Genomic DNA, 23,714 nt, shown 5'->3' with positions numbered 1-23,714 from the left:
TCGTTACATTTGCTTTATCAGCTCTTCCAGTTCGTACTTTCTTCCGGTCTTTGTCACCATCTGCATTGCACCCATCTGTGCCGTACAGTTAGCTTCCACCATGCACCAGCCGTGGTCTCTGCTGTAAGCCAGATCCCATCCGCAATAATGATTGTCCGGGATCATCATAGCTGCTTCTTTGACCATAGAGACTGCCTCATCCCACTTCGGAATCTGGAATCCCTTAAATCTGATACCACTGTCCGGATGACACTCATACGTGTGTCCTTTTTTGTCCGCTCCATCAGTATAAATGACTCCTGTCTCTGCGTCAATGAGTGCACTGACTCCTCCCGCACTAAAATTATCCACAAAGCTGTCTCCCCGGCCCATTCGGATCGATGGATGGAATAATTTTATCTCCGGTTCGCCCTCTTCATTCTTAATGATGGCGGTTGGAATACGCAGAGTATTCACGGATCCTGCATGAATCTTCGACAGCGCTTCACCCTGTACGATCACTTCTTCAATGACAGCGCCGCTCTTACTGTACTCCTGATGTGCCTCTTCTACAGAATCATACATACCAAGATTCTCTACTCTGACACCGTTGCCAAAAGCTGCATACACCGGTTTCACCACATAGTTCTCATGCCGCTCCGCAAATTCGCGAAGTTTTGCCAGATTCTCTTCGGTCGGTTTTTCATTTTTCAAAATGCGGATAACTTCCCGCTTATACATATCTTTGAATTTCTTGTAGGTCCGGTACTTGTTCTCCAGGAGATCGGTATTCTTTCGCTGATTCATGCGCGGATAATAACTCAAACGGATGCCCTCTGTAATGAATGAATTACGATACTCTGCATCCTGCCCCTCATATCCAAATGTAAAATACTCACTGTAATAAGAACCATATTTAAACAGGCAGCGGATCATATCCCTCTTTAATTTTTTCACATATTTCGGATCGGCAAGTTCCTCCGGCTCCTTATATTTAGCAATGATTTCATCCATTTTATCCTTTTTACATTTATAATAGTACGCTTTGCGGTACCACGGTACGAAACGGTATTTATAATGAAATTTTCTAAGATATTTGCGCAGCACTTTACTTTCCTCCTGGCATGATAAATGCCGCCATGCCAGACTGGCACAGCGGCATCTCTCGCTTTACTTTACTGCTCTTTCTTTACAGCAGCTGTCTTCTTTTTCTTAACGACTTTCTTTTTCTTTGGTGCGAACATGTTCTTGCGGATACGATGTGTCTCATCACGCATGAACTGCTCTTCATAGATACGGATATATCCTGTATCCTGGATCAGCCATTCACCATCGATCTTAACATATTTATCTGTGTAGATTGCAGATCCTTCTACCTGAAGTCCTTCATATGGATCACCCTTAGCGAAGATCAGTCTGTCTTCCAGATACCATTTTCCGTAAGCAACTGTGTCGCTCTCAAACCATACCTGTGGGTTATGTCCCTGATGAAGTGTAATCTCTGTCTTAGGCATAGATTTCTTGAAGTAATCTGTGATTTCCTTTGGTCCGTGGAATACCAGCTTGCCATTAGAATATGCAGTCTCGATATCCGGCGCCATTGTAGTCTCAAGTTCATCCCAGTTCTTTGTATCAAGAGCCTGGAAATATTTACTCTTCAGTTCTTTAATTGCCTGTACATCTTTAATCTGCTGTAATTCTTTTTCCAAAGCCTCAAGGCGTTCTTCTACTGTCATTTTTATACCTCCATACCTACTTTATATGCATCAGCTGTTGCGTCAATACCCATACGTACTTTCTTAGCATCGCCGATTACATTGTAAGCGATTCCAAGCTCATCACATTTAGCTGTCAGGTCTGCTGTCGGACGAGACTTAGCTCCTGTAGCAAGTACTAATGTATCGAAGCTACGTGACTTATTGCTTGTCTTCTTGAATTTATCTGTGAACTTGTAATCTACTGTGTGATCACCAATTGCTGTAACCTTGCTGCGGTTGCTCTTCTGGATTGTCTTTCCAGGATATTCGATATCAAGGAACATGCTACGAAGCATACCCATTGCTTTACCAACACGTCTGCTGTCCATGATACGAACATTCTTCTCACCCTTGTTGATCAGGTATGTTGCTGTCTCGCATCCTACCAGACCACCACCAAGGATCAGGATCTCACCTTTGGCTTCTGCCTTACCAGCCAGAACATCCTCTGCTGTAACAATGTCAGCTCCATCTACGCCCGGAAGATCCGGTGTAGCGAACTCAGAACCGATAGCTACTACTACATGATCCGGTTTGATCTCAGCGATCATCTCTGGTGTAACAGTTGTATTTGTCTTGATCTCGATGCCAAGTCTTTCACATTCTTTGATCTCCCAGTCAACAGCTGCTTCAAATTCCTGTTTCTTAGGAGCTTTACCAGCTAATCTGAATCTTCCGCCTGCTCTCTCAGATGCTTCGTAGATTGTCGGATTGTGTCCACGTTTCTTCAGGATCTCTGCTGTTACCAGACCACCGATACCTCCACCGATGACCATAACATTCTTAGCCTTTTCAGCCTTTGGCATACCTTTGTATTCCAGGCAGAGCATTGGGTTACGTGTACATGTGATATGTGTAGCCTTTGGATCGATAACCTTGTCGTAGCATCCTTCTGTACATCCGATACAACGACGGATCTCATCCTCACGACCTTCTCTTGCTTTATTACACCACTCTGGATCAGCCAGCTGTGCACGTCCGATAGCGATCATGTCGATCTCGCCGTCTTCGATCAGCTTGTTAGCAAGTGCTGGCATGTTAACACGTCCAACACCGATTACCGGGATGTTAACTGCTTTCTTGATCTTAGCGATGTTTTCCATATTGAAACCTGGCTCAAGGTTATATGGCGGTACTTCGTATACTGTTGCAAGGCTTCGTGCATTACCTCTTGAAAGGTCGATTGCATCTACACCTGCTTCTTCTGCCCAGTTAACGAACTGGATAGTCTCTTCTACAGTTGTATTCTTAGGAAGTAACTCATCTACTGCATCCAGACGCATAAGCAGTGGCATATCCTCTGGCATGTTAGCACGCATCTCGCGGATAACTTCCAGATTGAAGCGGCAACGATTCTCCAGGCTCTGGTTACCATACTCATCTGTACGGTTGTTCAGAGACGGATTCATAAATTCGTGTGGAAGATATGTATGTGCTCCATGGAACTCCAGTGCATCAAATCCAGCTTCTACAGCCAGTTTAGCAGACTCTCCGAACTGCTTAATGATCTCATGGATACGCTCTACTGTAACTGTATCCGGTGTCTCTTCTACGTTTGTCTTGTCAAAGAAGTCAGCCGGTACGAATCCTCCGTGCCAGATCTGAACAGCTGCCTTACCACCATTTTCATGGATTGCTTCAGTTACTTTCTTCAGTTCATCTCTGTCTGCTTCACTATACAGTCCGAAATATAAATACGCATGACATTCTTTACAAATAGATACCAGCTCTACAATGTTCAGTCCGCATCCACCTGCTGCACGTGCTGCGTGGTACTGAATCATATCATCTGCTACGTGATGTTTGTCCTTAACCATCTTGGTATTCATACCAGGAAGTACAATTCTGTTCTTCAGTTCAAGACCTCTCAATTTAATTGGAGAAAACAATGCATCATAACTCATTTTGAAATCGTCCTCTTTTCTTTCATTATTAAATAGGTTAACTAGGTTAACAGGAGTCATCGTTCCGCCATACGATCCAGACCGGTACGGGAATCACTTGTCTGAATATATAATCGGAAGCTGTTCGTTATACGGTAGTAAATAGTATCTCTAGCTTTACCTTCCCTTTAAAAGCTTGTCTAAATTTTAACACGAGCACATACTATGTGTCGGAACAAATTCCCAAATATAGTGCACAAGCAATGTACAAAAAATCAATTTTTCCTATCACATTTTTCTAATTAATCATTTTTTCTTTTTTATGCTTGTAGTGTTTTTGCATTTTTTGTCTGCATTTGCAGAAGTGAATTGTCATGATTTTTTCGAAAAATGTAGATTATTTAACAAAAAAATGTGAAACACCGTCTTCGAGATTCGTTTATACTATGCTCAACAGATAAATTTTCGATATGTTCAGGAGGGAACAAAATGATCACAGATATGAAAGATGCAAAGATCTTCCAGCCTCTTCAGCTTGGAAGAACAACTTTAAAAAACCGTATTGCAATGGCTCCAATGAGCATGCATTATGAAGCAACTAACGGAACTGTACCAAAACAGTTGGCAGACATCTTCGTCCGTCGTGCAGAAGGCGGCGCAGGATACGTAGTAATCGACGCTGTAACTGTTGACCACAAATATTGGTATATTGGAAAGACTACTGCTCTTGATAAGGACTCTCTGGTTCCTCAGTTCAAGAGATTCGCAACTCGTGTAAAAGATGCAGGAAGCGAACTGATCCCACAGATCATTCACCCGGGTCCGGAATCTATCTGCGCTATGAAAGGTATTACTCCGATCGGACCATCTATAAATACAAATGCAAATGGTGATGTTTCAAGACCGGCTACTATTAAAGAGATCCAGAAGATCATCAAACAGTATGGAAAAGCTGCACGCCGTGCAGAAGAAGCAGGATGCGGCGGTATCGCATTACACGCAGCACATGCTTACATGCTTCCAGGTGCATTCCTTTCTCCACTGCGTAACAAACGTATGGATGAATACGGCGGAACAATCGATAACCGTGCTCGTCTGATCCTTGAGATCATTGAAGAATGTCGTAAAAACGTAAGCGAAGACTTCCCGATCATCCTTCGTATCTCTGGTTCAGAGCGTATCGAAGGTGGTAACAGTCTGGAAGAAATGTTATACCTTGCTCCGAAGTTCGAGGCAGCCGGCGTTAATATGTTAGAAGTATCCGGTGGTGTTCAGTACGAAGATATGCAGGATATCATCCCATCACACAGCAAGAAGATCGGACGTAACGTATACGAAGCTTCTGAGATTAAGAAAGTTGTTAATATCCCTGTATTCGTTGTTGGTAAGATCAACGACATCCGCTATGCTGCAGATATCGTAGAGCGTGGACTGGTAGACGGTGTTTCTCTCGGACGTCCGTTACTTGCAGATCCTGATCTTCCGAACAAAGCCCGTGAGAACCGTTTTGATGACATCACACCATGTGCTTCATGCGGCGGACGTTGTGTAACTCCTAAGGATCCACAGCATCCGGTATGTCAGTGTCACATCAACCCATTGGTTGGTCACGAATACGATTATCCATTTAACCCGGTTGATACTCCGAAGAACGTACTGGTTGTCGGAGCAGGTCCTGGCGGAATGTACGCAGCCGTAATCGCAGCAGAGCGTGGACATCACGTAACTGTATGGGAGAAGAATTGTCAGGTCGGCGGACAGCTTGCACTGGCTGTTGTTACTCCTGGTAAGCAGGAAATGTGTAAATGGTTATCACACCTTACATACCGTGCTAACAAAGCAGGTGTTACATTTGAATTCAACAAAGAAGCTACTGTAGATGATATTAAGGAATTTGCTCCTGATGCAGTTATCGTAGCTACCGGTGCAAGACCGTTTGTTCCACCATTCATCAAAGGTTTGACCGATTACCCTGTAACTACTACTCATGATATCCTGAGCCGTAAGGTGACTGTACCGAAGGGAACTGTATGTATCCTCGGTGGTGGAGAAGTTGCCTGCGAGACAGCTGAAATGCTGATGACAGACGCTCGTCCGGCTTCCTTTGTAAAAACAGGAAGCATCGGTGATGTAGAAGTAACTCTGGTAGAAATGATGCCACAGCTTATGACAAATGTATGTCTGCCGAACCGTAATGTACTGATGGACAGCCTTCACAGATCAGGTGTTAAGAGCTATGTTAACGCTAAGGTTCTGGAAGTTACTGATCACGATGTTAAGATCCAGTACACAACAGACGGAAGAGAAGAATGGCTGAGAGGTTTCGACCATATCGTAGTCGGAATGGGCTCCAGAAATTACGATCCATTCTCTGAAGAACTGAAGAAGTTCGTACCGGAAGTAAGAGTTATCGGAGATGCTGTAAGAACAGGTCTTGCAAGTAAAGCTCTTCATGAAGGATACTTCGCCGGATACGAGATTTAATAAAACATATTTCCCTCATACTTTTATTAAGATTGCAGATGCTTTTTTCAGTGTCTGCAATCTTTTTTTACCTCTTTTTCGACATGTTGTAAATTTTCATTTTTTGTCCTGTCAAAGTTTTGACATTCTCCGTTGACTTCGATTTTATTATGTGATAGTCTTAAATCAAATGTTTGTATAAATGTTTGTATTTTTTGTACAATTTTCGAGGGAGTGAGCCATATTGAAAAACAGAATCCGCCCTTTATGTGAGACACCGCGCGACGGCATATTCTGCGGTCCTGACAAATATCTCACATTACAGGAGCACACCATAACCAGCGAGATGTTTCCGGTGATGGAATACGACAGTTACTTTATATTGGTAAAAGAAGGACATGGTAATTTTGTGATCAACGGAGAAGAATTTTCCATCGAACCTGGTTGCGTATCCTGGATCCAGTGCTCTCAGGTACTCACTGTCTGTCCTGATTTTGGAAATAATCTCGTACTTTGGATCTGTCCTTACGACTACCAGCTTCTGAGCTATTACTCATTTAGCAATATTGCTCCAACCAGAGAACTTGAGATCGTCAATAATCTTCCGGTAATCGGTCCTGATGGTGATGAGGTAAAAGAGATTGTCCACTTATTCCATCAATATCGGAAGCTTTCCAAAAGACATTCTCACGGCTCTGCAATTATTCGAAGTTCCTATCTTCGCAGAATTGAACTTTTATATAACCGGTTTGCCAAAAGTATGAAGTCCCATTACAAATTCAGCAACCTGCCGCTGAGCCGCAAGGTCAGTCTGTATATTGCAGTGCACAGCACAACTGCACTGACCTGTGCAGATGTAGTGAAAGCAATTGCGCCATCTATCAGCGAATCAGCCCTGAATCATGCACTCCTTGTTGCAACAGGTCTGAATTTTAATCAATATCTGAACCGGCTGCGGATTGCGCATGCAATGTCGTATTTTCTCTATGACAGTCTTCCGTTTGATTACATATCCTCGATATCAGGATTTAATATGGAGATTACATTCTTCCGCCGTTTCAAATCTCTGATCGGTATGACACCGCAGACTTATATGAAAAGGACGCTCAGCGACGGAAAGCATCACCCTGTATACCGCACTACTATTATGAACGAAACTCTGATCTCCGCGATCAGCTATCTGTACGAGAACATGACAGATCCTATTGACGCCGAAACTCTTACTAAAGAGCTGTACACTTCAGAGAATATTCTGCGTGTCCAGTTTAAGAACCGTCTGAATTCCAGTTACAAACAGGTGCTGTCCCAGTTCCGCGTGCGTTATGCTGAAGCACTGCTCACTACAACTTCACTGCCGACAGTAGATATTGCTATCGAATCCGGCTTCGGCTCAGACCGCACTATGGCGCGGGTATTTTATAATATAAACGGCATATCTCCGGGAGAATTCCGCAAAGCCAGAAAGCTCCCTCAAAAAGCCGGTAAATAGCCAGCATCTGCGTCTGACCTATAAGATTACACTCAAACTATACACAGGAAGGCGATAAACTATGCAGAAAGATACACCACAGTCTGTTGACCCTGATGAGCCAAAGACTCCCGGGCGCGCCGTTTTTTCCGGCGCCCATGACTACTTTGTAAATAATGTCCTGCCTGATACGATTCAGGCACATGTGAGCCGTTATCAGACTCCCACCTCTTATGCCAACAACCGGGATCAGACATTTATTCTTGTCCGCTCCGGCAAGGGAAAAGCATTGATCAACGGTCTGGAATATAACTTGAGACCCAATACGCTGATCAATCTCGGTCCATTTCACCGTTACCGTTTTCTGCCATCCAAAGGGACTCCCCTGGAAATTGCAGAAGCACGTATGAACAGTTCCACTTATGTATATATGATCGCTAATCCTTACATGAAATGTGAGCAGCTGACTGTTCCGTCTCAGCCTCCGGTTGTATATCTTAAAGGTCTGTCGGCTGAAATTGCCAATGAATCTATGGACGGACTGCTGCACGAAGCCATGAATGATTCGGCAGACCGTATCCAGCTCTGCTTCTGTTATATGATGAATTTTCTCGGAATCATCACAGATCAGATGCCAAAAGCATATTTTGCATCAAGCACGACACATAATAAAGAAAAAAAGTAATTTCTTTAACAAAGTCAATTATTTGAGAAAGGTTTTCGTTATTTGTTAATTATAACCAAGCCTTTCTCTTTTATTTCCGATATTTTAACCATTTTCTACAGATAGATTTATCTTTTTTCACTTTGTCACCCGCTTTGATTATAAATGTTAATTTTTTGTCCGTTTGTTCTGAATAAAATTTACACTCTGATACCGTTTAAAGCCTGGTTTTGCTGTTAAAATATTATCAGTCATTGATATGACGTATCGGTAGTAAATTTTCGAAGGAACGGGAAACTTTCGGAAAACAACAAAAAACCAAAGAGAATATCAAGAAAAAGAAAGGGGATTCATTCAAATGTTTGAAAAAGAATTCGAAGGAAAAGTTGTATTAGTAACAGGCGGAAGCACAGGTATTGGTTATGCAACCGTTAAATCATTCCTTGCAACCGGAGCTAAAGTATACTTCTTAGGAAAACCAGGTGAGGATTTAACAAAACAGACAGAAGAGCTGAAAGCCATCAATCCTGATTACGACTTTGCGTCAAACACAATCGACCTTTGCGATTACAAAGCAGCTCAGGCACTCTACGCTGAGATTGAAGAAAAATGGGGTCGTCTGGATGTTCTGGTTAACAACGCTGGTGTAGACAGCAGTTTACCGATCCACAAGATGAAACAGTCTCAGTGGGATTACGTCATGAACGTTAACCTTAAGGGAATGTTCAACCTTACAAAATACGCTATCAAGTACCTTAAGAAGACAAAAGGATGTATCGTTAACACAGCATCCGTTGCCGGTATCTACGGTGCAGGATGCGGATGCCCATACCCAGCTTCTAAGGGTGGTGTTATTGCTTTCACTAAGTCTATGGCTTGGGAGCAGGCATACGCCGGAATCCGCTGCAACGCAGTAGCTCCTGGTGTTATCGATACCAACCTGCTTGCAACAGTTCCTCCATTCGCTAAGAAGAACCTTGCAAAACAGATTCCTCTTGGATATATTGGAGCACCACAGGAAATTGCAAATGCGATCCTGTTCCTGTCTTCAAGCGCAGCACAGTATATCACAGGTGTTACACTGCAGGTAGACGGTGGATATGTTCCACACAACACAGCAGGCTAAGCTGAATTAAGCCAAATTTGAATTTAAGCAGATACACAAAGGAGACGTCATTGTGAGTACCAAGCACTTTAATATATTTAATACTGGCGAAAGCAGTTTTTTTACACCGGGAGTACAATTAGCTAATATAGCAAGAGTCAAACCGGATGCTCCGGCCATCGTATATATTAATCCGGAGAACAAAGAGTCTGTCATGACCTGGCATTCTCTCGAAGTGCTCTCCAATCGTATCGCGTGGTATCTGCTGGAACAGGGAATCAAGCCGGGCAAGAGCGTCATTGTCGCTCTGCCCAACATTCCCACCCACATTGCTCTTGCTTTTGGAATCTGGAAGGCAGGTGGATGCTATGTACCGGTTTCTCCGCGAGTACCCCGCAAAAATATGATAGAAATATGCGAATGTGTATCTCCATCACTGGTTATCACCAATCGTTGGAAACCAGAAGGATGCTTAAGTCTCAGTTCTTCCGAACTCAAGACGATCAGCGAAGATTACCCGGAGCATATGCCTCCGGACATTATGGCGGTTCCAAATCTTGCTAACTGCTCAGGTGGTACTTCTGGCAAGACAAAAGTTATCGAGCAGGATATGGCAGCCGGTGAAAGCGATGAAGGTCTCAAAACCTGGTTTGCAATCTCCGGTATGCGTTTTGAAATGCGCCAGTTACTTGCCGGTCCATTATTTCATGGTGCACCGCATTCTGTAGCATTTAACGGATTATATTGTGGCAATACATTATATATTCCTTCCTGCTTTGACGCAAAAGCAATTGTAGCATTGATCAAAAAATATAAAATCGAATATGTACAGATGGTTCCTACTCTCATGCAGAGAATTATCCGTCTTCCGGATTTCAACCCGGAGGATCTGCAGAGCCTCGAAGTATTCTGTCACACCGGTGGCGTCTGTTCCGCAGACTTAAAACGGAAGTGGTTTGACATCCTTCCCCCGGAAAAGATCTATGAGATTTACTCTATGACAGAATGTGTCGGTATGACATCTATCCGGGGCGATGAGTGGCTGGCTCACGAGGGTAGTGTAGGTCGAATGCCATGCGGAGAAATTGCGATCCGCGACAGCGAAGGTCACAATCTTCCAATCGGCGAAACTGGGGAGATTTTCATGTCCTGGGGGCCGAACAAACCAAAAGTTACATATAAGAATATAACCCCTCTGGAAAGTGATGAAAATGGCTTTCGCAGTGTGGGTGACATCGGATACGTAGATAATGAAGGGTATCTTTATTTCAAAGACAGACGCAGTGATATGATCGTCACTGGTGGCGAGAATGTCTTCGCTGCTGAGATTGAATCTGTCCTAAAGAAACATAAAAAAGTAAATGACGCTGTTGTCGTCGGACTTCCTGACAAAGAATGGGGACATCGCATTCATGCCTTTGTCGAAACAACAGAACTCGTCAGTGATAAAACGCTGATCAAATTTGCACTGAATTATCTGCCTCCATATAAAATACCAAAATCATTCGAACACATTGACCACATCCCACGGAATGAGAGTGGCAAGGTCGTCCGCAGTCAACTGGTCGAGGACTATTTGAAACGGCATGCGGACACGTGTTCTTCTTCAAGTACGAAAGGGGAAAAACATGGAGAATAAAAAATTCAAAGGCTGGGGAGTCTTAGCTGCAGCCTTTATCATGTCATTTATACCTACTGGAATCATGAGCAACTGTTTCTCACTGTATATGGCTCCGGTATGTGAAAACCTTGGATTCAGCACAACTAGCTGGTCAATGGTTAACCTGATCGCATCCTTTGCAAGTGCCATCGGCGCTATGGTCATCGCAGGAATGTATCAGAAGAAAAATATGAAAATCACTATGGTTATCGTTACAGCCGGTACATGTATCTGTTGGTTTGTAGCAACACTCTGCACAGCCATCTGGCAGTTCTATCTGGTATTTGCGCTGTCTAACATCTTTATGGCCGGTCTTACACAGCTTCCGATCTCTATGCTGGTTACAGCATGGTTTGAAGACAAGCGTGCTACTATGATGTCTATCGCTTACGCAGGCGGCGGACTCGGCGGAGCTGTATGGGCTCCTGTAATTTCCCGCTTCATCTCTGCAAGCGGTACAGGCTGGAAGACAGCTATGCTGTTCTCCGCTGGTGTTGTTGCTGTAGTTATGATTCTTACCGCTCTCTTCCTGGTAAAACGTTCACCGGCAGAGTACGGAACAGAGCCATATCGTACAGGTGACAGCAAAGAAAAGGAAAAAGAAGCTACACAGAATTCCAACGCATGGATCGGTGTATCTAAGAAGACTGCTACCAAATCTGGTGCATGGCGCTGCATAATCGGTGTTGTAATGTTCACTGGTATCCTTTCAGCCGGTGTAACTACACATGTACCTAACTTTGTAACTTCAGTTGCTCAGGACGGCGGATCACTTCAGGGAACAATCCTCTCTGTATACTCTATCGTATCTATCATCGGTATGGTAGCAGGTGGTGCACTGATGGATAAGATTGGTATCCGCAAGACAGTTCTTGGCGCAGCTGTTCTGGTAATCATCGGACTTGCAAGCTTATATGCATATTCTGTAACCGGTACTACTGCAATCGCATTTGGATATTCTATCTTCTTCGCAATTGCAATGTTCCTGCCTAAGGTACTTCCGTCAGTACTTATGTCTAAAGTATTCGGAACCAAAGAATACGGTGCTATCTATGCATTTGCTAACCTGTTCTTCCTGATCGGTGCTGCATTCGGTTCCGTACTGACATCTATTATTCAGGGAATCGTTGGATACGGCATCACATGGATTGTTTACATGTTTGTTGCTATCGCCCTGTTCCTGTGCGTATCTGGCGCAATCAAGGGCGGCGAGAAACTGCAGGCTAAGTATCCTCAGGGAGATAACTAAGAATTAATTATGCACTTAATGCAATTAATTTAAGAAAGGATGAATAACATGAAAGAGATTAACAACAAATTAACTCAGAAATTTGACGAATACCCAACATTTGGTGTTCTTCAGGGCGTAAAGGTATTCGTTACTGGTACTAATATCGCCGGACCTTTTGCCGGTTCTCTGATGGCTGAAATGGGTGCTAAAGTACTTCAGGCAGAGGCACCTTCTATTGCATGCCAGACAAGAGGTACTCTTGCATGGTCTCAGAATCATCGTAATGAGTATTCTATCACAATCAACATGGCTAAAAAATCAGGACAGAAAATCTTCCTGAAATGTATCGAATGGGCAGATATCTGGATTGAAGCCGGACGTCCGGGTTCCTATGCTAAACGTGGTCTGACAGACAAAGTTTGCTGGGAGCACAACAAGAAGCTGTCTATCGTTCACGTATCTGGTTACGGACAGTTCGGACCATCGAAAGATAAACCGTCTTACGACGTATCCGGACAGGCAATGGGTGGATATATGTACATGAACGGTGTATCTCCTACATCAGGACCGTTGAAAGTTAATCCTTACCTTTCTGACTACATTACAGCTTACAATGCTTGTATTGCTGCTATGGCAGGATATATCGGAGCACAGAACACAGGCGAAGGAGATTCTTGTGACGTAGCTCAGTACGATACCATGTTCCGTCTGCTGGACAACTACCCGGCAAACTGGTTCAACAAAGGTTACCCGAAACAGGGCGAGCCGGTTCCATATCGTACAGGTAATAAGAGTGATATGGCTTCATGCTTCTCATTCTACGACACCAAGGACGGCGGTGCTATGTTCGTAGCTATCGTTGGACAGGGACCTGTAAAACGTGGATACCCGATCATCGGAATGGGCAAACCTGGTATCACAAAAGGAATTCCGAAGAACTGTACCGGATTCCCTCTGTTTGACCCACGTGGAAAACAGGCAGATGAGCTGTGTGCAAAATTCTGTGCTGAGCGTACATGTGATGAACTGGAAGAAATCTTCAACAAAGCTGCTATCCCATGCCAGAGAGCATATGGACCGGCTGATATCGAGAACGATCCTCAGTACGAAGCACGTGAGAACATCGTTGAATGGGAAGATCAGTGCTTCGGTAAGATGAAAGGTATCGGACTTACCAACATCTTCAAGAAACATCCTTCACAGATCGTTGCTGCTGCTCCTTGCTTCGGTGAGCACAACCGCGAAGTACTCGAAAGCTTCGGATATACAAAAGAAGAGATTGATGCTATGTATGATAAGGGAGATCTGGTAACATGGACACCTGCAGATACAGCAAGAATCAAAAACTTCGTAGAGTGGAACTTCTTCTGGGATCCGGAAAATCAGGCAAAACGTATTGGTCTGGAATATCCACCGAAAAAAGACAAATAAGAAATTAATTCATTCCTTATATGAACCGACTGCAGAGCAATCTGCAGTCGGTTTTATTTAATGAGAAAATCAAGAACTTAACCGCCCGGCGCACAAAAAAAAGCCTCAGGTACTTCCTGAAGCTTTTTTCAAAAGGCGCCAACCAGATTTGAACTGGTGATAGAGGTGTTGCAGACCTTTGCCTTACCACTTGGCTATGGCGCCATACAATATATGAGTGCTCTTCCCGAGACACTCATATATTATACCATTCTTTTTCTATTTCGTCAACATTTCTTCGACCTCTTCTTGCTCCGGCATGGATCGGATTGCACCTTTTTTAGTAGTTACGATCGCTGCTGCAGCATTCGCAAAATCAAGGATTTCGGTCAGATCCTTCTCGGTCAGATTATCAATGCCTCTTTCCAGCACACCATTCAATGCACTTCCACAGAATGTATCTCCGGCACCTGTCGTTTCCACGGTATCCACCCGGTATCCTGCCTTTTCTACACGCATACCCTTATAGTATGCACGGCTTCCATCTTTACCCATTGTAAGGAAAATAAGCGGGATATGATACTTCTCCTGCAGATACTGGATTCCTTCATCATAATCTTCTTTCCCGGACACAAACTGAATCTCATTATCGGAAATCTTCAATATATCACAATATCGGAACCCATATTCCATCATCTTCTTTGCTTCATCCAGAGACTTCCACAGCGGTGGTCTGAGATTCGGATCCAGTGAAATCAAGCATCCAGCCTCTTTTGCCACTTCTAATGCTTTTTTTGTTGCGCTCCTGACCGGCTCATCTGTCATCGATAATGTTCCAAAATGAAAAATCTTTGCCTGACGGATCACATCATAATCGACTTCTTCTTCCCGGAGCATCATATCCGCTCCCGGCTTTCTGTAGAAAGAAAAATCGCGATCTCCATCCGGGAAAGTATGTACAAATGCAAGCGTGGTCGGAATCTCTTGATCCATCCGAAGTCCTGTCGTATCTACTCCCACCTCTTCTATTGTTTCTTTCAGTAATTTTCCAAACTGATCTTCTCCGACTTTACCAAGGAATGCTGTCTTTCTGCCAAGCTTTCCAAGCATGGCAAGCACATTACACGGCGCCCCTCCCGGGCATGCCTCAAAACAGTTATTTCCCTGTTCACTCTGTCCATTCATTGCAAAATCTATCAACAGCTCACCCATGGCCGCTACATCATATTTCTTTTCCATCGTCTTTTCCTTTCATACAGTATTTTTCACATAGTTCTATATTCTTACATACCACCTGTATACATCTTCTGATCAATATCCCAGATTATCATTCACCAGAATCACCTTGATTCGTTTCGGTGCCTTGGAATAACGGGTTACCAGAAACTGGCTGCAAATTGTATCCGGTGATTTGCAGTCTGCGCAGGAACCTGTCTTCTTACACGGTGTCTGAATATCAAATCGCTGTGCGTTGACTGGTGCCGCCAGGTTACGCGCTCTCGCCCATGCATCATCCAAATCCTTAACTACTTTATTCATCCCAACAATCATCAGCACATGTTCCGGCCCCCAGGTAATCGCTGCCACACGATTGCCTTTACCATCGATATTAACCAGTATTCCATCTTCTGTAATAGCGTTTGTACTGCTGAGAAAATAATCGCACCCAAGGCACTGAAGTTCTACGCTTCTTTTCTCTTCCGGCGTACTACATGCATCTCTGTTATACACCGTATAATCGCCGGAACAGACCGCATCCTTCAGCCCGATATCTGCTATCGATACAGATCCTCCCCAGCCAACGCCGCTGCCAGCCGGGATCAGCGCAAGTGCAATCTTAAGCGCTTCTTCCTTCGTCTCCGCATAGTAACCTTCCATATTTCTGGATTCCAGTCCCCTGATGACCTTCTCAGCAAGTTTTCTGTTTCTCTCTGATACCATTTTATTCATAATGTCCTCCTATCCTCGCATTTTCATAAAATACAATGCCACCATAATCCTCGTACGATTCTCGTTGCTCATTATATCGTATCCCAGAATTTCTTTTACTTTATTCATTTTATAATTCATCGTATTCTTATGGCAGTACATTGCCTGTGCCGTATGCACAATGCTGCATTCATTTTCAAAAAATGCTTTTAATATATCCAGATAATCTGTGCTTTCTTTTTCATCATAGTCTATCAGCTCACCCAGCACCTCTCTGATAAATGCTTCTCCGGTGTCTTCATGTCTCAGATCTGACAGTACTTTATATACGCCCAGTTCATCGTATACCAGCAGATTTGTCGCAATCGCTGTCTTTGTCAGCTGATATGCCACCATCGCATGTTCGTAGCTGTCTTCCAGATCCTGCAGGCGCATTACCACATCGCCAATTCCCACATAGACCTGCATATCCTGCTTACAGATCTTCTGGAATATACGCCGAACCTGCTTTACTGTCTTATCTGCTACCATGATCAGAAGCCTGTCCTCATCTGTCACGACAACGCCTCGGAAATCCGAATACTGAAGCTGCTTTGCCAGTTCCTGAAGGCGCTTATTCTCTTCCCCCTCCCGGTAAGCATGACAGCTCAGGATTGCCATAATGTAATGCATATTACGATAAAATCCATTATGCTCAAAATGATGCAAATATGCCGCCTCATGCTCAGGATAATAGATTGCATTCTTAAGTGCCTCATTCAAATTCGTATCCCGCTGTTCATTCTCCAGAAGAATAGATGCAAATATGCGCATTACATCAAGATAGGGTGTCTTCCATCCACTTGAAAATAATGGAAACTTTTTCCTATTACAATAATCCACAATCCTCTGCGGATAGCAGCTGCCTTCATGAAGCGACAATACCAGTCCTCCTGTCCCGGCCTCAATCAATCTCTGCACAAAATCCATCAGCCATTCCTCAGACGTATACTGAATCCCCGCACTGAATATCAGTTCATCGCCATGCAGCAATTCGATAAACTCCGGATTTTCTACAATGTGCGTCCATCCAATCACCTTATGGAAACAGCTCTTTGTAACCAGGTGCATATCATACATCGGCTCAACTTCCCGATACAGTTCTTCCAATGCAACCGCCATATCTTACCCTTTCTGTCAATAAATTCAATTTTACCGCCATAAAATCATACACTTTTTATCCTATCGCTTCTATTTTATCAAAATTGTGCTCGAGGCACAATTAAAATGATATTTTCTGTAGCAAAAGGATATATACCATTACCATATATCATGATATATTGTTCATGAACACAAATGCATGATATTCATGCATCCCCCGAATCGTGTTCACATTCAATCTCCAGATTGCTAAAAGACTGCGTAACCACGCAGCCTTTTTTAGTTCAACAGACAGTTATTCAGCTAGTAGCTGCGTCTGACATCATTAGATGGCAGATTTTACGAATAGTCTGGGCGGGACTGAATATCTTCCCATCCGGCAGCAGCTCCGCTGCCGCCCGTCTATCCTATCTTTTCCATAATCTTATCAAGTATCACGCCTGCCACTTCTTCTTTTGACATGAGTTCCTGCTCTTCTGCGCCATTCTCAGTTATCAGCGTTACCACATTCGTATCTCCCGCAAATCCGGCTCCTGTCACCTTCAGATTATTGGCCACGATCATATCTGCATTTTTCTTCTTTAACTTTTGGGATGCATTCTCCAACAGATCCTGCGTTTCCATAGCAAAACCACACAAAAACTGTCCATCCCTCTTGTGCGCCCCGAGATACCCAAGTATATCCTGTGTCCGTTCCAATCCGATAGACATCTGATCATCCGACTTCTTGATCTTTTCCGAGCTGACAGTTGCAGGTCTGTAATCCGCTACCGCCGCTGCCTTGATAATAATATCTGCCCACTCGCTTCTCTCTGTAACTGCCTGAAACATATCTTCTGCACTGGTCACGCTAACCCGTTCCGCAAAAAGCGGTGCCGCAAGAGCCGTATGTCCACTGACCAACACAACCTCCGCACCTCTGAGTGCACTGATCTTTGCAAGACTATATCCCATCTTACCGGATGAATGATTGGTGATATAGCGTACCGGATCCAATGCTTCCTGTGTTGCGCCAGCTGTTACCAGCACACGCTTCCCTGCCATATCTTTTTCAAACGCACAGGCCATCAGAATATACTGAAATAATTCTTCTGGCTCCAGCATCTTTCCCTTACCGATGTCTCCGCAAGCAAGATGTCCGCTTGTCGGATATGCAATCGTCATACCATATTCTTCCAGTTTACGTATATTATCCTGCGTCACCGGATTCTCATACATGCGAGTATTCATAGCCGGTGCTACAATCTTAGGACAATCACAGGCAAGAATAGTTGTAGTCAGCATATCGTCAGCCATACCATGTGCAATCTTCGCAATAATATTCGCCGTAGCCGGCGCGATCATCACTACATCAGCCTCTTTAGCCAATTCTACATGCTCCGTACTATATTCGTGATTCCTGTCAAACGTATCCGTCAAACATCTTCTCCCTGTAAGTGACTCAAACGTCAGCGGAGCAATAAACTGTCTGGCGTGTTCTGTCATGATTACCTGTACCTGCGCTCCTGCTTTTACAAGAAGGCTTGTAAGTGCCGCACTCTTATATGCTGCAATACCTCCTGTTACACCAAGAACTACTGTTTTCCCCTTCAACATAGCCATGTTCTTATTCTCCTTCATTAGCAAATCACCGCCACATCTTCCACAGACTTTCTCTTTGGCATATCTGGTGATACAGTTCCATATCCAACACCGATCACAGATACTACCATCTGCTCCTCCGGGATACTCAAAATTTCATGCAGCTTCTTCTCATCGCGGATTCCCATAACCAGCGTTCCAATTCCCATCTCAGCCGCTTTCAACAGCAGATTTTCATTCGCCAGGCCAAGATCATAGACGCCCCAGCCATTGCCAAGTTCATTCGTTGGCTCTCCACTTCTTTCATAACCGGAGCGATTCTTAACCACTGCTGTAACAATCAACGCAGAAGCTCCCTCCACATTATTGGCATTAAATTCCGGCAGGCACTCAGTACGTACCTTTTCAAACATATCCTGAGAAAGTACACAATAATATCTTGCTGTCTGGCTGTTCTTCCATGATGGCGCATAAATTGCTGCCTGAATCATTTCCCTGATCTGTTCCTCTGACACTTTCTTTTCTGCGTCATACTTTCTAATGCTGCGCCTTGATTCTATAACTTTCTGAAATTCCATACTGACCTCCTGCTCTTCTGTCAAAATGATTAAGCTATAATCTTATAATGCTAGCCTTATTTTAACACATGTCCCTGATTGAGACAATGAATTTTAGTTTACATTTTCTATTGACTTTTTGTTTTTTAGTGCTATACTGGCAACATAACGCGCGTATCAATTTTAAAGAAAAAAGTTTACCGTTTTATGGTTTCTACTAACGCTCCTGTTCTCTACCACTGGACCGAACACACCGATGATGACCTGAACCGCACAATTGCTGATACCATACTCACCATCGATCACATTTATATCTATCATATAGAAGCACAAATGTATCAGGATGACGAGATTGAATTCCGTGTTTTTGATTATGGCTACAAATATGCTCTGGACAACCGCAGAGATCCTGATCACCTGATATTCCCCTCTCCGCGTATTTTACAGCTTTATGCCCACAAAGGACTCCCAGACTCCAAGTCAATCACTCTTGATTTTGGAAATCAGGGTACGTTTCTCTATACCGTCCCTGTATTTAAGCTGCTTGAACACGACCTCGCATACCTTAATAATAACAAAATGATCGTTCTGGCTCCCTTTATGATGCTTTCTCTGCGGGATTCTATCAGAGAGAAACGCACCAAAGAGAATACAGAAGCCTTGCATAATCTGATTTTAAATGATATACTTAGCTTAATTGAAAGCAATCGTTTATCTGGAAATATCACATCTGCCGATGCCATACGTCTCCAGCGTTTGCTCTACAAGTTATATCAACATTTATATGCTCATTATCCAGAATTCCAGGAAGGAGGTCTGAACGATATGATGGAAGATGGTCTTGTCTTAGATTGTGACATTTGGGAGCGAGATATCACTAAAAAGCTAACCAAAGAATTAACCGAACAGCTTACCGGAGAATTGACTGAACAAATTACAAATAAAGTTTCTGCTGAAACACATGCTCAAGATCTTGCAGACACTGTCCGCAAGTTATACCATAAGCTTCACAGTGTCGATCAGGTAGCAGATCTTCTGGATCTTTCTGTCGAACGCGTGACAGAGATTTTAGAATAATCGGAAGAGTCCGCAGGTGAATCTTCTTTATTTCACCTGCGGACTGCTTCTTTCAAATCTATTCTTCATTCACCAGTATCGGTACACCTGCGTCCTCGTATATTCCATCCTGTGATGTCTGTTTCCCGATTTCTGCGATAATTTTGGCACTGTCCCAGCCCAGGCTCTCGCATTCTGCATATGCCTTTTCCACATTGCCATTCTCCAGATATGCACGAATTGCACGGTATTCAATTTCATCCGGTGCTTTTGCAATATCCTGGCCTTCATTCCAGATCACCTTTTTATCCGACATTGTCTTACCATAAAATGCAACCTGTTTAGCATAACAGGTATACTCCTGCTTGGTTTCTTCTGATATTCCTTCTAATCTGACCGGAAATATGATGGTACTCTGCTTAATCTCCGGTACAGAGACAGTCTCCCAGAAAGTTCTTCCTCGCATCCGATATTCCAGCGTCTGTTCTTCATTCTGATCGCTTAACTCTGACGGATCCTGAAGCCCTGTCATGGATTGTATTCCAATACTCTTACTGCTCTTTAATACACAATATATATCACCACCTGCAAGCTGATACAATTGTGCTACTTCTACATCGTCGGACGCAATACCATAGAGCATTTCTGAATACCCCCACTCGCTATCCGTTATATGGTTGCAAAAAACATGTCCACCGATTATAACTGCCACAATCAATACGATACCGATAACTGCTTTCAATGTTGTTCGTCTTTTTATTTTTTTCATAATTTGAGACGCACTTTTCTGTATCTGAAGATCTGATTCTGTCTGGGCCTGCACCTGTATATCCTGCATTTTTTCACACGCTTCATAGACCCATCTGCACTCCTGGCACTCTGCAATATGATCCTCCACCATTTTTCTGCTCTCTTCCTGCAGGCAGTCATCTTCATATAACGCCAACAGATCCTGTACAATCGCACATTCCTTCTTCATATTCACCGTCCGCCTTTCTGCATCAACTGCTGAATCTTAGTCTTTGCCCTGTGAAATGTCACCCTCGCCCAGCCTTCTTTTCGTCCGAACACCTCACCGATTTCACGGTATGACAATTCTCCTAATACCCGCAGAGTAAACACTTCTTTATATGGCTCTTCCAGGTCGTGCAGTATCCGGTAGATTTCCATGGATTCCTGCCGTCTCCCCACCTGCTCATCCAACGCTCTCTCTAACTGATTACTCCTAAGCCTGTCCTCTTCCAGCTCTTTCGGACTATCGCTTATGACTTCACGCCTATGTTTTTTCTTCCAGGAAAAGTAAGTATGTTTTGCAATCTGACACAGCCATGTTCCCAACTGGCATTCCCCTTTAAACTTATGAATGGCTTTCATTGCACGAAAGAATGTTTCCTGCGTCAGTTCTTCCGCAGTTTCTCTGTTTCCATCCAATGACAGCAGATAATAATACACTTCTTTATAATATCGCGCATATATTTCTTCAAATTGCATCTCCTCACCCCCTTTGCCAATAAGACTCCGCACACGGCATTTCGTTACAGCAAATATAAATTTATTTGATTTTTCTAAAATCTGATATCCGAAATTTTATACCCGATCAATCTTCCTTATTTTCCTGTCATAGGTATAGACTCCATTCACTTCTTCTTCGATATCTGACCACTGCGTATAAACGCTGGCACAAAGTCCTTCTGGAATCAGTTCCCGCATCTTATCTGCCCGTTCTGTACAGCGTTTATTTAGCTCTTCTCTGGTCTTACATGCTCCATATCCGTATTGTTTTTCACACGCCGTATGTCCGCTTACCGGATAACTGTATCCTCCGTATTCCGATAATGCTGATGCGCGCTTTCTTTCCGGACGAATAAATAGCCCAAAGAAATAATTATGCAGGCTTGAGAAATCTCCGCCACCCTGATCAAACCACCCGCTCGCCTGATCAATCAGACGATCCGGATCCATTTCACGCAGAAGCCTTGTCATATCCTCCGTCTGGAACTGTCCCCAGCCTTCATTAAAGATTACCCAGGATGCGATGCTCGGATGTCCTTTCAGTACATACACCGTCTCACGCATTTCCCGGACAAACTCCAGACGTCCGGCCTTATTCTTTCTGGAAAGCAGACTCGGATAAATGTCTCTCATCGGAATCTTAAGCCACGACATTACCGTTGCCAGGTAAGTCACAAACCAGTGCTTATATCGTTCCCCGCCATTTACCATATCCTGCCATACTACAATGCCAAGGCGGTCACAATGATAATACCATCTCTGCGGTTCGATCTTAATATGCTTGCGTACCATGTTAAATCCAGTCTTTTTCATTTCTGTAATATCAAAGATAAATGCCTCATCACACGGTGGTGTATACAATCCCTCCGGCCAATATCCCTGATCCAGCACACCATTCTGAAACTGTTCTTTTCCATTCAGACAGATACGTGGAAACCCTTCTGTCTCTGCATCCGGCTCCAGTGAAAACTTCTGCATAGCGAAATAACTGATTATCTGATCTTCACCCATTGTTACTTTGTAATAATACAGATACGGTTCTTCACATGTCCATAATCTGACATCCGGAACAGGTATCTCAATCCATGCACTTGTGTTCCCTTTAGTTTCTGTTATCACCGTCTCAGGTATTTCAAACAGGCTGGAAACATCTTCTGCACATTTCATTGCCTCTGGATAAATCGCCGCTTTATGCACTGTAATCCGACACTTCTGCTCTGGTTCAGACGCGTGAACACAGATTCTTACCACGTTCCGATCTATATCTGGTATTCCTTCCAGTTCTGTTATATATACTTCCGGTACGTATTCCATCCATACGGTCTGCCAGATACCGCTCTGAGCCGTATAAAACATGCCACCTGCTTTTAATTTTTGCTTTCCTTTGGCGTGATAAGATGTATCACTGCGATCTTTCACAGCTACTGTAAGTTCATTTGCCCCATCATGCACAGCATCGGTAATATCCAGTTCAAACGGAAGATATCCTCCCGTATGTCTGCCAGTCTGATGTCCATTCACATACACAACACATGCCTGGTCCACTGCTCCAAAGTGAAGAATCAGACGATGCTTCTTCAACTGTACTTCATTCACATCTATGGTACGCTTGTACCACAGATATTCCTCCGGCTGCAATTGACGATTCACTCCTGACAGTACTGCTTCCGGTGAAAATGGCACCAATATCTTTCCATCGTATTTCTCCGGCTTCTGAAAAGCATCCGTAAATGCATACTCCCAATATCCGTTCAGATTGATATATGAATCTCTGACAAGCAACGGTCGCGGATACTCTGAAAGTACATGTTCCGGATCTATCTTCTTTCCCCATCTGGTATATAACTGCTTCATAAGCCATCCCCTTTTCCATCACAATTATTTTTTATTATACCATGCCGCACGTTGATACGCTCTATCTTCAGACAGAGAAATCCCCGACCTTTCTTTCGAAAGACCGGGGATTTCCGGAGACTATTTTAATTGCTTATTGTTCATTTAGAACTACATGATGCATTGTCTCTGATTTTAATATCTTACATGTATGACAGGTGTCCGAACATTGGCCAGAATTTCAGGAAGATATAACCAAGGATAATTGCAAGCAGTGCTCTTACAATTACGAATGGAATACCATATCTCATCTGCTTGCTTGCATCCAGTCCACTACCTACTGTGATAGCACGCACACTTACAGGAAGCAGGAACTCTGCATTGTAACCCATTACCGTGATGAACCAGTATGGTACCGGATTCAGTCCAAGGTTTGTACACAGTGTCAGGATGATCGGAATTGTTACGGCTGCTGATACGGTAGAG

General features: G+C 43.6%; 19 protein-coding genes, 1 tRNA gene and 1 pseudogene. 8 read left to right on the top strand and 13 right to left on the bottom strand.

The window, feature by feature from the left end; translation table 11 throughout:
• Positions 1-3 precede the first annotated feature (3 nt).
• The 3 genes from OCV65_RS09780 to OCV65_RS09770 all read right to left on the bottom strand — a co-directional run bounded on the left by OCV65_RS09780 (position 4) and on the right by OCV65_RS09770 (position 3,640).
• Complete coding sequence (locus OCV65_RS09780; RefSeq protein WP_118452491.1) at positions 4-1,086, bottom strand: sugar-transfer associated ATP-grasp domain-containing protein; 1,083 nt, start codon at positions 1,084-1,086, stop codon at positions 4-6.
• A gap of 68 nt (positions 1,087-1,154) precedes the next feature.
• The gene (locus OCV65_RS09775; RefSeq protein ID WP_118383052.1) at positions 1,155-1,715 is read right to left on the bottom strand and encodes a nuclear transport factor 2 family protein; all 561 of its coding nucleotides are present in this window, start codon (positions 1,713-1,715) and stop codon (positions 1,155-1,157) included.
• 2 nt (positions 1,716-1,717) lie between these two features.
• Positions 1,718-3,640 (bottom strand): oxidoreductase, encoded by a 1,923-nt coding sequence (locus OCV65_RS09770; RefSeq protein ID WP_262581871.1) that lies wholly within the window; start codon positions 3,638-3,640, stop codon positions 1,718-1,720.
• 468 nt (positions 3,641-4,108) lie between these two features.
• Here OCV65_RS09770 and OCV65_RS09765 point away from each other — a divergent pair, with 468 nt between their 5' ends.
• The 7 genes from OCV65_RS09765 to OCV65_RS09735 all read left to right on the top strand — a co-directional run bounded on the left by OCV65_RS09765 (position 4,109) and on the right by OCV65_RS09735 (position 13,641).
• Complete coding sequence (locus OCV65_RS09765) at positions 4,109-6,103, top strand: oxidoreductase (protein ID WP_118383054.1); 1,995 nt, start codon at positions 4,109-4,111, stop codon at positions 6,101-6,103.
• Positions 6,104-6,326: 223 nt separating this feature from the next.
• A complete protein-coding gene (locus tag OCV65_RS09760) occupies positions 6,327-7,571 on the top strand; it encodes an AraC family transcriptional regulator (protein WP_262581870.1) in 1,245 nt (414 codons plus the stop codon).
• A gap of 61 nt (positions 7,572-7,632) precedes the next feature.
• On the top strand, positions 7,633-8,235 hold the full coding sequence (locus tag OCV65_RS09755; protein WP_262581869.1) for a hypothetical protein: 603 nt from the start codon (positions 7,633-7,635) through the stop codon (positions 8,233-8,235).
• Between the two features lie 337 nt (positions 8,236-8,572).
• On the top strand, positions 8,573-9,340 hold the full coding sequence (locus OCV65_RS09750) for an SDR family NAD(P)-dependent oxidoreductase (protein WP_262581868.1): 768 nt from the start codon (positions 8,573-8,575) through the stop codon (positions 9,338-9,340).
• Positions 9,341-9,392: 52 nt separating this feature from the next.
• Positions 9,393-10,958, top strand: a complete 1,566-nt coding sequence (baiB, locus tag OCV65_RS09745; RefSeq protein WP_262581867.1) for a bile acid--CoA ligase BaiB — start codon at positions 9,393-9,395, stop codon at positions 10,956-10,958.
• On the top strand, positions 10,948-12,228 hold the full coding sequence (locus tag OCV65_RS09740) for an MFS transporter (protein WP_262581866.1): 1,281 nt from the start codon (positions 10,948-10,950) through the stop codon (positions 12,226-12,228). The genes baiB and OCV65_RS09740 overlap by 11 nt, the downstream gene beginning before the upstream one ends.
• A 48-nt stretch (positions 12,229-12,276) precedes the next feature.
• The gene (locus tag OCV65_RS09735) at positions 12,277-13,641 is read left to right on the top strand and encodes a CaiB/BaiF CoA transferase family protein (RefSeq protein WP_262581865.1); all 1,365 of its coding nucleotides are present in this window, start codon (positions 12,277-12,279) and stop codon (positions 13,639-13,641) included.
• Between the two features lie 133 nt (positions 13,642-13,774).
• Here the strand turns inward: OCV65_RS09735 and OCV65_RS09730 are convergent.
• The 6 genes from OCV65_RS09730 to OCV65_RS09705 all read right to left on the bottom strand — a co-directional run bounded on the left by OCV65_RS09730 (position 13,775) and on the right by OCV65_RS09705 (position 18,848).
• Positions 13,775-13,845 (bottom strand) — tRNA-Cys (locus OCV65_RS09730).
• A gap of 54 nt (positions 13,846-13,899) precedes the next feature.
• Complete coding sequence (locus tag OCV65_RS09725; protein ID WP_118452486.1) at positions 13,900-14,859, bottom strand: carbohydrate kinase family protein; 960 nt, start codon at positions 14,857-14,859, stop codon at positions 13,900-13,902.
• 72 nt (positions 14,860-14,931) lie between these two features.
• Positions 14,932-15,570, bottom strand: coding sequence for a lactate utilization protein (locus OCV65_RS09720; RefSeq protein ID WP_262581864.1), 639 nt, complete (start codon positions 15,568-15,570; stop codon positions 14,932-14,934).
• 9 nt (positions 15,571-15,579) lie between these two features.
• Positions 15,580-16,710 (bottom strand): PucR family transcriptional regulator, encoded by a 1,131-nt coding sequence (locus tag OCV65_RS09715; protein WP_262581863.1) that lies wholly within the window; start codon positions 16,708-16,710, stop codon positions 15,580-15,582.
• Positions 16,711-17,091: 381 nt separating this feature from the next.
• Complete coding sequence (gene coaBC, locus OCV65_RS09710; RefSeq protein ID WP_262581900.1) at positions 17,092-18,285, bottom strand: bifunctional phosphopantothenoylcysteine decarboxylase/phosphopantothenate--cysteine ligase CoaBC; 1,194 nt, start codon at positions 18,283-18,285, stop codon at positions 17,092-17,094.
• A gap of 23 nt (positions 18,286-18,308) precedes the next feature.
• Positions 18,309-18,848, bottom strand: a complete 540-nt coding sequence (locus OCV65_RS09705; protein ID WP_262581862.1) for a nitroreductase family protein — start codon at positions 18,846-18,848, stop codon at positions 18,309-18,311.
• A 186-nt stretch (positions 18,849-19,034) separates the two neighbouring features.
• Between OCV65_RS09705 and OCV65_RS09700 the strand changes: the two genes are divergently transcribed.
• Entirely contained in the window at positions 19,035-19,904 is an 870-nt protein-coding gene (locus OCV65_RS09700) for a hypothetical protein (protein ID WP_262581861.1), read from the top strand.
• Positions 19,905-19,962: 58 nt separating this feature from the next.
• On the opposite strand, the gene OCV65_RS09695 is transcribed toward OCV65_RS09700, so the two are convergent.
• From OCV65_RS09695 to OCV65_RS09680, 4 genes and pseudogenes are all read right to left on the bottom strand, one after another.
• Positions 19,963-20,862, bottom strand: coding sequence for a zf-HC2 domain-containing protein (locus tag OCV65_RS09695; protein ID WP_262581860.1), 900 nt, complete (start codon positions 20,860-20,862; stop codon positions 19,963-19,965).
• A gap of 2 nt (positions 20,863-20,864) precedes the next feature.
• Complete coding sequence (locus tag OCV65_RS09690; RefSeq protein ID WP_262581859.1) at positions 20,865-21,374, bottom strand: RNA polymerase sigma factor; 510 nt, start codon at positions 21,372-21,374, stop codon at positions 20,865-20,867.
• 96 nt (positions 21,375-21,470) lie between these two features.
• A complete protein-coding gene (locus OCV65_RS09685; RefSeq protein ID WP_262581858.1) occupies positions 21,471-23,249 on the bottom strand; it encodes a glycoside hydrolase family 2 protein in 1,779 nt (592 codons plus the stop codon).
• Positions 23,250-23,431: 182 nt separating this feature from the next.
• Positions 23,432-23,714 (bottom strand): annotated as a pseudogene (locus OCV65_RS09680) (SLC13 family permease); the annotation flags it as partial.

The organism is Dorea ammoniilytica, from assembly GCF_025567415.1.
Taxonomy (GTDB): domain Bacteria; phylum Bacillota; class Clostridia; order Lachnospirales; family Lachnospiraceae; genus Claveliimonas; species Claveliimonas ammoniilytica.
This window is presented reverse-complemented; position numbering and strand designations above follow the sequence as displayed.

Bases quoted from the DNA above. Each gene is read 5' to 3' on its own strand.
- OCV65_RS09775 (WP_118383052.1), bottom strand. From the start codon at position 1,715: ATGACAGTAGAAGAACGCCTTGAGGCTTTGGAAAAAGAATTACAGCAG.
- OCV65_RS09770 (WP_262581871.1), bottom strand. From the start codon at position 3,640: ATGAGTTATGATGCATTGTTTTCTCCAATTAAATTGAGAGGTCTTGAA.
- OCV65_RS09765 (WP_118383054.1), top strand. From the start codon at position 4,109: ATGATCACAGATATGAAAGATGCAAAGATCTTCCAGCCTCTTCAGCTT.
- OCV65_RS09755 (WP_262581869.1), top strand. From the start codon at position 7,633: ATGCAGAAAGATACACCACAGTCTGTTGACCCTGATGAGCCAAAGACT.
- OCV65_RS09750 (WP_262581868.1), top strand. From the start codon at position 8,573: ATGTTTGAAAAAGAATTCGAAGGAAAAGTTGTATTAGTAACAGGCGGA.
- OCV65_RS09740 (WP_262581866.1), top strand. From the start codon at position 10,948: ATGGAGAATAAAAAATTCAAAGGCTGGGGAGTCTTAGCTGCAGCCTTT.
- OCV65_RS09735 (WP_262581865.1), top strand. From the start codon at position 12,277: ATGAAAGAGATTAACAACAAATTAACTCAGAAATTTGACGAATACCCA.
- OCV65_RS09725 (WP_118452486.1), bottom strand. From the start codon at position 14,859: ATGGAAAAGAAATATGATGTAGCGGCCATGGGTGAGCTGTTGATAGAT.
- OCV65_RS09720 (WP_262581864.1), bottom strand. From the start codon at position 15,570: ATGAATAAAATGGTATCAGAGAGAAACAGAAAACTTGCTGAGAAGGTC.
- OCV65_RS09715 (WP_262581863.1), bottom strand. From the start codon at position 16,710: ATGGCGGTTGCATTGGAAGAACTGTATCGGGAAGTTGAGCCGATGTAT.
- coaBC (WP_262581900.1), bottom strand. From the start codon at position 18,285: ATGTTGAAGGGGAAAACAGTAGTTCTTGGTGTAACAGGAGGTATTGCA.
- OCV65_RS09705 (WP_262581862.1), bottom strand. From the start codon at position 18,848: ATGGAATTTCAGAAAGTTATAGAATCAAGGCGCAGCATTAGAAAGTAT.
- OCV65_RS09700 (WP_262581861.1), top strand. From the start codon at position 19,035: ATGGTTTCTACTAACGCTCCTGTTCTCTACCACTGGACCGAACACACC.
- OCV65_RS09695 (WP_262581860.1), bottom strand. From the start codon at position 20,862: ATGAAGAAGGAATGTGCGATTGTACAGGATCTGTTGGCGTTATATGAA.
- OCV65_RS09690 (WP_262581859.1), bottom strand. From the start codon at position 21,374: ATGCAATTTGAAGAAATATATGCGCGATATTATAAAGAAGTGTATTAT.
- OCV65_RS09685 (WP_262581858.1), bottom strand. From the start codon at position 23,249: ATGAAGCAGTTATATACCAGATGGGGAAAGAAGATAGATCCGGAACAT.